Genomic DNA, 9,657 nt, shown 5'->3' with positions numbered 1-9,657 from the left:
AAAAAGGTTGTGCCAGCGTTTTGACACAACCTCACTTGGCAGTATCTACAAAGCTGAAATCAAAGAGCTCATATATCCAATACAAAAATAAAGAATATCTAAATAATAAATCAAACAAAAATGTGAACCGCTAAAATATAATTCTATCTTTGCATTCAGGAATCGTACCCAAGAAACAAACTGATGTCGAACGGCGCAAAGCTGTTAAAACCTTATTCAATGGACTAACATCGTAATAAAGATATAACTTATTGATAAATAATGCTATACAAACTAATTTTCGGTTATTGGTGGCACCACTATCAACTCAGTAATAAAAATCCCTTGAACTTCAGAAGTTCAAGGGATTTTTATTTTATCTCTTTTTCTTATTCTATTACCTCTGCTTAAGTACACACATAGCTTCCATCAGCATACAGCCGGTCAGATGGGACGTTAACCCGACACCTTCATCATCGGCAGGTGCTTTTCTCCAACGACCACTATACAACATAGTCTTCCCATTCACTCCCTGCTCTGCCATAACTGTAGCGCAATGAGTTATGTAGTTGCGGAACTTGTTATAATTAGTACCATCCAACGCAGGTTCATTAATCAGTTTCACAAAATAACGGAAGAAAATGCCATGAAACAAACCACCATCACCACCTACTGCATCAGGGAGTACACCTTCGTTTGTTGACAAATGATCAATCACAAAATTAGCAACTTTCACCGCGTCTGCCAGATATTGTTTATCTCCTGTAATCTTATACAGTTCATGAGCTGCTCCCAAGAAAGTACCCGCATTGTACGAGAATGTCCATTTAGTAATCTTACCCTCACCATTCATGCTGTCATATACTGCCCCGGTCTGACGGTCGAACAAGTTGTTCTTCTCCCAGGTATATATTTTGATGGCTTCATTCAGATAGGCCTGCTTTGATTTTCCCCTCGTTTTGCCTATAGCATCATAGAAATTATACAACCGGGCAGCAATCAGAGCAGCAGGACCATTAGAACAGGCATTTTTAGATTTTGCCACATCCGTCTTCCAGGTAATACCGCCAAACCACGGAGCCTCATCTTCCGGTCCCCAGGTAGACCAGATCCAATCATCGTACATCTGCTTGGCTTTCTTCAGATACTTGGTATCCTTAGTGCTTTCAAACATACGAATCTGTGCCAAAGCAATCCATTCCATATCATCAACAAATACATTCCACCATGGATCTTCGGCTCTGCCTGAGAAGTTGAACTTCGGTGCACCCTCCCACCATAACGGATAAATATTCAGATACTGTTTGCTTCCGGTACGCATATACGCATCTACCATCACATCCATAGCATGCGCCTGTGGCCAATAATGATTGGTAGTCATATTAGAAAGATCACTACCATAGTTGAAATAATAACGGTTCTCATACCCTTTAAAATTTGCACCCCAAAAATGCTTTATAAGGGCTTTTGACATACCATCTGCCATTTTCTGCCAATTAACAGATGGCTTTTCCATCGGACTTGCCGTAGTCTTTTCTACAATTACAGCATTGTTTCCTCCGGTCCCTGCAGAGAGTCGCAAAGTCAAGCCAAGAAAAAATGCCGTAATCAATAAGTTCTTCATGTTTTCTGCGTTTAAAAGTTAATAATATTTCAGCCTCAGCAGACAAAGGTAGGAAATAGTAGAGATAATGAACAATTATTTCTTGCCATTTTTGTACGTTATACTGTATTCTTTTCCTGTTAATTCTCTATTTTACCATTCATACACGACGCTGTTTTTGCGCACAAAAAATCCCTTGGACCTCTGAGGCTCAAGGGATTTTTTTATTTTATCAGATTGCACTCAAGCAAATGTATCTTATAAAATAAGTTTCAATACTTATTTATCTTGTTTTATTTTAATTCTCCACCGGTTTCTTTTCGAGACAGATATTGACCGCATTCATACCTTTCACACCCCGTTCAAGATCGAATGTTACAATATTACCCTCCGAGATATTGCCAACGACATTATTAACATGAAAAAAGTACTTGTCAACCCCGGCAAGGTCCTTAATAAAACCGAATCCTCTTGCCTCATTAAAGAATTCAACTCTCCCCCTTAATATAACAGGTTCTTCATCTTCTTTCTTTGGAGTTGCAATAATTATTTCATCCGGATTTATCTCTTCCTTTTTTACATTTTCAGCCGGAGGAGTCGAAGTTATCATTCCATTCTCATCGACATAAGCAATCATATCATCGAAGCTGCTTTTGCTGGATAACTTCTTACTATCCTTTTTCTTTTGTTTTTCTTCTCGTTTAGCGAGTCTCTTTTTTTCATTTTCACGTTTACCTACCGTAATGGATTTTGCCATAGAACTTATATTTAATTTATACTATATTTTAATGAATAATGTAAGGGATTGCTCTTAAATTGCAATGTCAGCCCTATTTAGTTTCTTGCCTGTCAACTTCTGAATGTCATTAATCAATTTACGTTCTTCCTGAGAACAGAACGTAAGTGCTGTTCCTTCATTTCCAGCTCTTCCTGTACGTCCGATACGATGCACATACGTCTCAGGTACATCAGGAAGATCATAATTGATAACCAACGGCAGCTCATTAATATCAATTCCTCGAGAAGCGATATCAGTAGCAACCATCACCCGCGTCTTTCCCGACTTAAAATTGCCCAACGCAGACTGTCGTGCTGCCTGACTCTTATTTCCATGAATAGCCTGGCTGCCAATACCTGCTTTACCCAATATTTTAACGATCTTATCAGCATTGTGCTTTGTACGCGAGAATATAAGTACTGACCGATCTTCCGATTTTTGCAAGATTGAAATCAACAACTGACTTTTCTCTTTCTTCTCCACAAAGTAAACCAGCTGTTTTATAGAATCTACAGTTGATGATTTCGGTGTTACATAAATCTTCACCGGATTCTTCAACAAAGAATTAGTCAGCGCAATAATTGTATCAGGCATCGTAGCCGAGAAAAATAAAGTCTGCTTTTCCTTCGGAAGTTTCGGTAATATCCGCTTAATATCATGAATAAAGCCCATATCAAGCATACGGTCTGCTTCATCCAAAACAAAATACTGAATATTATCCAATCGTATATGCCCTTGATTCATTAAATCGAGCAGGCGTCCCGGAGTAGCAACCAGGATATCGATTCCCTTATGCAACATATCCACTTGTGGGCGTTGATTTACACCTCCAAAAATGATTCCGTGACGAATACGTGTATATTTTGAATAATCGTCAATACATTCACTTATTTGTAATGCGAGTTCTCGCGTAGGAGTTAAAATCAGAGCTTTAATTCCCAAACGCTTGCCCTCTCCCTTATTGAGATGTAAATGTTGTATTATAGGTATTGCAAAAGAAGCGGTTTTTCCGGTTCCAGTTTGCGCACAACCTAATATATCTCTTTTTACCAATGCTACAGGAATCGCTTTTTCCTGGATAGGAGTAGGCACAGTATATCCTTTTTCTTCAATTGCTTTTAAAATAGGTTCGGTTATATTTAATTCTTTAAATGTCATAAATGTTGTTTTTGCTGTTTTCGAAGCAGCGGTTAATTTTATATATAGTGAGAGACTCGGACAAATCCAATCACGGAAATGCAAGGTCTCAGAGATTAAGCCAGTTTGTGAGTCGCTAAAAAGAACTCACTTTCCAGTGTATTCATTACTTCCTTCACACTGCTTATTTTTTCTGCCAGAAAGGCATTGCTACCGGCAAAAGCATAGCCTTTTTTCATATTTCCTTTGGCTGCATTATACAGCGCCTTAATAATGCAATAAGGACTTTTCGTATAGTCACATGTCTTAATGCAATGGAATGAACACTTCCTTGGCTTTTCCAGACCATCATTCACGCTATGAATGAATTCTCCGTCAATAGCCCGTCCCGGCATTCCAACGGGACTTTCAATAATAAGTACATCTTCGGATTTGGAGTGAATATACACTTCTTTAAAAGTTTCCGAAGCATCACATTCGAGAGTTGTCACGAAAATACTTCCCATCTGTACTCCCGAAGCTCCCAGTTCCATAAAATGAGCAATATCTTCACCCGTCGAAATCCCACCGGCGGCAATCACCGGAATATGTTTCTGTTCTTTATAGTTGGCCGCAATCGCCACTACTTCAGGGATCAATACATCCAAGGCAAAATTCTGATCTTGCAACTGTTCCTTTTTAAATCCCAAATGCCCGCCAGCTTTGGGGCCTTCAACTACTATCGCATCCGGCAGATAGTTATAATTCTTTTGCCATTTATCACAGATTATTCTGGCAGCTCTCGAAGAAGATACGATAGGTACCAGTTTCGTTACGCTCTCCGGAATCAGATATGAAGGCAGATCAAGCGGAAGTCCGGCACCGGAAAATATCACATCAATCTTTTCATTAATCGCAGTACGCACCATATCAGCATAATTCGACAAGGCAACCATGACATTCACACCAATAATGCCTTTTGTTTTCATGCGTGATTTACGAATCTCTTCCTTCAGGCCACCAATACATTTCTCGGTATAAGTACCTTTTTCTCTAGGATAAAGCAGTCCCAGACCAGCACATGATATAACTCCTACTCCTCCTTCGTTTGCTACTGCCGACGCCAGACCGGACAATGATATCCCAACTCCCATTCCACCTTGTATAACAGGTACCTTTATTTCAATATTTCCTATAAAAAATGATTTCATATATTTCATTCTGTGTTTGGCCATTTCAAAGTCGTCACAACCTGAATATAATTTATTCAAGTATTCAAAGTCGCCTTCATCATTGACTATTTGCCTGATTGGATATTAGTTATTAAACTCTCACTCTTGGTTCTTTCAAGAGTATTGTATTACAAAAAAGTCTAATAAATCTATTGTCAGAATGGGAAGTGCAGGATTATATATTCCTGATATTGCACATAAAAGAGGCAGAATTAGCAGAACTTAAATGTAAAATAATTTTTCGTTTTCTCTGTATAACAGAAACACCTCCGTTAAATCATGAAACGGAACAATTTATATAAAAGCAGAAGACATCATCTTCTGCTTTTATGCTGATATTAATATCTTCTTGAATTGTTATAACCACCTCCGCGATTACCACCATATGACGGTTTTTCTGCGCGAGGACGTGCAACGCTCACTGAAATAACCTTCTGGTCATATTCAACGCCGTTCAATTCGTCAATAGCTTTTTGTCCTTCTGCATCATTCGTCATTTCTACGAAAGCGAATCCTCTGGATCTACCTGTTTCTCTATCAAAAATAACTTTGGCAGAAGAAACTTCTCCAAATTCTGCAAATAAATTTGTTAAGTCAGCATCATTTGTGCCATAACTTAAACCTGAAATGTAAATGTTCATCTAAAATTTTATTAAAAATAAATACTAAATTGGAGTGAGGAGGATAATTACAGAAGAGGACTACTTACTAATAATATATTATAAAGAAGAACTACACAATAATGATTCGTGACTCAAACTCTGGGAACAAAGATAATACAATTAATTAGATAACTATCTTTTTATTATTTATTTTTCAAGAGATGTTCATTTATTATCATTTGTTAGCACGATTGTTGTATGAAACAATAAGAATAAGTAAATCTCCTCTCCTTCCTTGATAATATCCCGGATTATGTCTACTTTTGTCATACTTCAATCCAAAAACAATTCCACAAATGCCAGAAACCAAGTCTATAGATATCACACGGGAAGAATTGTGGGCAAAACAACGCTTGTCTTTTACTGACATAGACTACACCGTATGGGAGCGTGATAAATCCATGCTTCACCAGTTTTCCAAGATAAGCGGCAACTGTACATTTGTAGTTGATGTATACAAATGCAGATACGCTTATGCCTCTCAGAATTTTGTGGATTTACTGGGATATGACAGCCATAAGATAGCAACATTGGAAAAACAGGGAGACTATCTGGAGTCACGGATTCATCCGGACGACCGTGCACAACTGCTCACCTTACAAATTAAATTAAGTCAGTTTATTTACAACTTGCCTCCGGAACAACGAAACGATTATTCTAATATTTACAGTTTTCGTATTCTTAATGCAAAGCAACAATACATACGTGTCGTCAGCAAGCATCAGGTTCTGGAGCAGACAGTCAATGGAAAAGCATGGCTGGTAATCGGGAATATCGATATTTCGCCCGATCAGGAAGAGTCCGAAACAGTAGACTGTACTGTACTCAATCTGAAAAATGGAGCTATATTCTCCCCTTCTCTATCGCTTCATGTCCCTAACCCTCTCACCAAACGGGAAACAGAAATATTACACCTCATCCAAAAAGGACTGTTGAGTAAGGAAATAGCAAACAAACTGTGCGTCAGCATTCATACCGTCAATATTCACCGACAAAATCTGTTAAGGAAACTAGGGGTGCAAAATTCCATCGAAGCTATCCGCATAGGATATGAGTCGGGCATATTGAGCTGATTAAGGCATCCATTCCAACACTCCTGCCACCGGATGCTTTTTTCGCCATTCTTCAAACCCGGCATAAGTCCGTACTCCATCCCGTATAACAGCCTGGTAATATTCTATCCCCATAATCTTTTCACTTTCGGGTGTCTCATTTTTCAATTGAAGAATTGCCCGCTTAGTTTCATCCGTCAAGACGGAAGAAATACGTTCAGCTACTTTCTCAAAATATCCATCGTACCGGGAACCTTTCCGGATATGTATCATATCAAATTGCCAGAGTGTATTATCCGAATCCTGATACCAGGCATGCCATTCAATACATTCCTCAATAGTATGCAAAAGATTCACACACTCTATCTTCTTCACTGACGTGTTTTCCGCCAGTCTCGCCATTGCCCTGAAACTATCGGCTAAATTTAAAGAAGGCGTATATATATGAAAATCAATATCCCGGTGTTTCATCAGCAATCCCGTACGAAGAGAACCAACCAGATTAATCTGTGCACCAATACCCTCCCATATCGGAATTACATTGATTTTCTTTATTATTTCCCATGCCTTCTGTTGATTTTTTCTTGCAATGTCGAGGATATCCATCTTTCTTCTTGATTAAATGAGCGTACAAAAATAAGAAAAAGGCTTTAGATATAGCTATAAATAACTATTTAATACCACACTGAATCCAACTAACTTTGCCAGCCTTTCAATCAACTTTTAATACCCAAACTGAATTTATATATGATATTCAACGGAACAGAAGAACAGGAAAAAGAATATTTGCAACAGGTGATCGATATCATCAATGATACGATAAACAGCACAGACAAATCAGTAAAAGAGCATGTAGACACTCTGCAGGAATACAAAGATTATCTATGGTCCAATAAGGACATCGATCCTCACGAAATCCGTTCCATGCGTGAAAGTATCCTGAATCATTTTGCACGAGGCGAGAATGTGATAGACAAACGCAATCGCCTGAGTAAAATACTGGATATTCCTTACTTCGGACGAATCGACTTTAAGGAAAATAAAAGCGACAGCAAAAACATCCCTATATACATAGGTATCCATACATTCTTTGATATCAAAAGCAAAAGAAACCTGATATACGATTGGCGGGCACCTATTTCGGGTATGTTTTATGATTATGAGTCAGATGAGGCCACTTATTCTTCTCCTTCAGGCGAAGTGCATGGAAAGATTTCACTCAAACGTCAGTATCGCATTCGTAAAGGTAAGATGGAATACATGATTGAAAGTTCCGTCACTGTTCATGATGATATCCTGCAAAAAGAGCTCTGTTCCAATGCAGACGACAAGATGAGAAATATCGTCACGACTATCCAGCGCGAACAGAACCGGATTATCCGTAACGAAGATACGCCTGTGCTCATCATACAGGGAGTCGCCGGATCGGGAAAAACATCTATTGCATTACATCGCATCGCCTATCTGCTCTATGCGCAAAAAGGAAAGATTGCATCCAGAGATATCCTGATTATCTCTCCCAATAAAGTGTTTGCTGATTACATTTCCAATGTCCTCCCGGAACTTGGCGAAACAACCGTACCGGAAGCCAGCATGGAACAAATTCTCTCCACCGTCCTCAACAACAAATATAAGTATCAGGATTTCTTCGGACAAGTTTCGGAACTACTGGAAAAACCGGTTCCGGATTTTATCGAACGTATACAATACAAAGCCTCTTTCGAGTTTGTTTCCCGACTCGACAAATTCATCCTCCATATGGAAAATCACTATTTCAAAGCGATTAATGTAAAAATTACCAAGTATATCACTATTCCCGCTGAATTCATAGGGGAACAATTCAAACGATTCCATCGTTACCCCATACGCCAACGATTTGAAACCATGACGGATTACATTCTGGAAATGATGAAAATCCAGTATAACCTTACAGTCACTACCGCTGAGAAAAATCTGCTGAGAAAAGAAATTAAGAATATGTTTTCAGGAAATAACGACCTTCAGATCTATAAAGATTTTTTCGAATGGGCCGGAAAACCTGAAATGTTCAAGATGCGAAAGAATCGTATGCTGGAATATGCAGATATGGCTCCTCTGGCTTATCTGCATCTCGCATTGGATGGAAATAAAACTCAAACTCATATCAGACATCTTCTGATAGATGAAATGCAGGACTATTCTCCCATACAATACAAAGTGATCCAAAAACTTTATCCCTGCCGGAAAACAATTCTTGGAGATGCTTCTCAATCTGTCAATCCCTATGGTTCTTCAACTGCTGCCATGATTCAAAAAGTGTTTATCACCGGAGAAATAATGAAACTCTGTAAGAGTTATCGCTCTACATTTGAAATTACCTGTCTGGCACAGAAAATTCAGACAAACAAGGAGCTGGAACCCATTATGCGACATGGGGAACAGCCTGAAATTCTTCAATTTAAGAATACAGAAGAAGAAACTACAGGTATTGCTAATTTGATATCGGACTTCAGAAACTCCGGATATACATCTTTGGGAATAATCTGCAAAACAGAAACTCTGGCAAAAGCGCTTGCTCAAAAACTCCAAGTCCATACAGATAACATATCGCTTTTGTCAAGTCAAAGTTCAGCTTATACAAAAGGAGTTGTTGTTACTTCTGCACATATGGCAAAAGGACTGGAATTTGATGAAGTAATCATTCCACAGGCTGATAATAAAAACTATCATTCTACGATAGATAGAAATATGCTTTATGTGGCAGTGACAAGGGCGATGCATAAAATTACATTGACCTATAGCGGGATACAAAATCAGTTTATCGGTTAATTCCTTACCAAGATTGTGGGCGTTTGCATATTATCTTACAAAAAGTATCCATTATACAATAAGATCAGGTGCTTCATCTCCACCATTCAGGTCATTAATACCTGAATCATTAATGTGGTCCAAGTCTTTAAATTTCAATCCATCCGAACGAGTTGTGGTTCCTGTAAAGAGGCGAATATCCGAATTTGAACGAAAATAAATCCATAATCCAGAAATATCCTCCACGGTAAAGTCTTCCACTTTTGGTACGAAGACGGTTGACCGGTAATCGCTCTTAGAAAGAAAAAAATAATTTTAGTCTCACGGTCTCATTGTTGGATATGTAATATATTTATAGTCAATAATATAGTAAATGAGAGATACCTATTCGGAAAGGTATCTCTCATTGTTTACCGTAAGCGTCTCGGCGATGCCGTGTTTTTCTTCA

The 9,657-nt window shown here is 38.5% G+C and carries 8 protein-coding genes and 1 pseudogene; 2 read left to right on the top strand and 7 right to left on the bottom strand.

Features of this window, described 5'->3' with window-relative positions:
- Positions 1 to 376 precede the first annotated feature (376 nt).
- From HMPREF2794_RS04010 to HMPREF2794_RS03990, 5 genes are all read right to left on the bottom strand, one after another.
- Positions 377 to 1,603, bottom strand: coding sequence for a glycoside hydrolase family 76 protein (locus HMPREF2794_RS04010; RefSeq protein WP_070750977.1), 1,227 nt, complete (start codon positions 1,601 to 1,603; stop codon positions 377 to 379).
- A 277-nt stretch (positions 1,604 to 1,880) separates the two neighbouring features.
- A complete protein-coding gene (locus HMPREF2794_RS04005; protein ID WP_010539091.1) occupies positions 1,881 to 2,339 on the bottom strand; it encodes a cold shock domain-containing protein in 459 nt (152 codons plus the stop codon).
- Between the two features lie 54 nt (positions 2,340 to 2,393).
- Entirely contained in the window at positions 2,394 to 3,518 is a 1,125-nt protein-coding gene (locus tag HMPREF2794_RS04000; protein WP_070750975.1) for a DEAD/DEAH box helicase, read from the bottom strand.
- Between the two features lie 95 nt (positions 3,519 to 3,613).
- Positions 3,614 to 4,687 carry an NAD(P)H-dependent flavin oxidoreductase gene (locus HMPREF2794_RS03995; RefSeq protein ID WP_029425676.1) on the bottom strand — a complete coding sequence of 358 codons (1,074 nt, stop codon included), beginning with the start codon at positions 4,685 to 4,687 and terminating at the stop codon, positions 3,614 to 3,616.
- Positions 4,688 to 5,046: 359 nt separating this feature from the next.
- On the bottom strand, positions 5,047 to 5,349 hold the full coding sequence (locus HMPREF2794_RS03990) for an RNA recognition motif domain-containing protein (protein ID WP_070750973.1): 303 nt from the start codon (positions 5,347 to 5,349) through the stop codon (positions 5,047 to 5,049).
- A 317-nt stretch (positions 5,350 to 5,666) separates the two neighbouring features.
- Here HMPREF2794_RS03990 and HMPREF2794_RS03985 point away from each other — a divergent pair, with 317 nt between their 5' ends.
- Entirely contained in the window at positions 5,667 to 6,443 is a 777-nt protein-coding gene (locus HMPREF2794_RS03985) for a LuxR C-terminal-related transcriptional regulator (RefSeq protein ID WP_010539095.1), read from the top strand.
- Here HMPREF2794_RS03985 and HMPREF2794_RS03980 read toward each other — a convergent pair whose 3' ends face one another.
- Entirely contained in the window at positions 6,444 to 7,028 is a 585-nt protein-coding gene (locus tag HMPREF2794_RS03980; RefSeq protein WP_010539096.1) for a hypothetical protein, read from the bottom strand.
- 141 nt (positions 7,029 to 7,169) lie between these two features.
- Between HMPREF2794_RS03980 and HMPREF2794_RS03975 the strand changes: the two genes are divergently transcribed.
- Complete coding sequence (locus tag HMPREF2794_RS03975) at positions 7,170 to 9,230, top strand: HelD family protein (protein WP_070750970.1); 2,061 nt, start codon at positions 7,170 to 7,172, stop codon at positions 9,228 to 9,230.
- Positions 9,231 to 9,281: 51 nt separating this feature from the next.
- On the opposite strand, the pseudogene HMPREF2794_RS03970 reads toward HMPREF2794_RS03975, so the two are convergent.
- A pseudogene (locus HMPREF2794_RS03970) lies at positions 9,282 to 9,521 on the bottom strand (DNA-binding protein); the annotation flags it as partial.
- Positions 9,522 to 9,657: the final 136 nt, after the last annotated feature.

The sequence above is a fragment of the Bacteroides sp. HMSC067B03 genome (genome assembly GCF_001811315.1).
Classification (GTDB): domain Bacteria; phylum Bacteroidota; class Bacteroidia; order Bacteroidales; family Bacteroidaceae; genus Bacteroides; species Bacteroides faecis.
This window is presented reverse-complemented; position numbering and strand designations above follow the sequence as displayed.

Bases quoted from the DNA above. Each gene is read 5' to 3' on its own strand.
- HMPREF2794_RS04010 (WP_070750977.1), bottom strand. From the start codon at position 1,603: ATGAAGAACTTATTGATTACGGCATTTTTTCTTGGCTTGACTTTGCGA.
- HMPREF2794_RS04005 (WP_010539091.1), bottom strand. From the start codon at position 2,339: ATGGCAAAATCCATTACGGTAGGTAAACGTGAAAATGAAAAAAAGAGA.
- HMPREF2794_RS03995 (WP_029425676.1), bottom strand. From the start codon at position 4,687: ATGAAATCATTTTTTATAGGAAATATTGAAATAAAGGTACCTGTTATA.
- HMPREF2794_RS04000 (WP_070750975.1), bottom strand. From the start codon at position 3,518: ATGACATTTAAAGAATTAAATATAACCGAACCTATTTTAAAAGCAATT.
- HMPREF2794_RS03980 (WP_010539096.1), bottom strand. From the start codon at position 7,028: ATGGATATCCTCGACATTGCAAGAAAAAATCAACAGAAGGCATGGGAA.
- HMPREF2794_RS03985 (WP_010539095.1), top strand. From the start codon at position 5,667: ATGCCAGAAACCAAGTCTATAGATATCACACGGGAAGAATTGTGGGCA.
- HMPREF2794_RS03990 (WP_070750973.1), bottom strand. From the start codon at position 5,349: ATGAACATTTACATTTCAGGTTTAAGTTATGGCACAAATGATGCTGAC.
- HMPREF2794_RS03975 (WP_070750970.1), top strand. From the start codon at position 7,170: ATGATATTCAACGGAACAGAAGAACAGGAAAAAGAATATTTGCAACAG.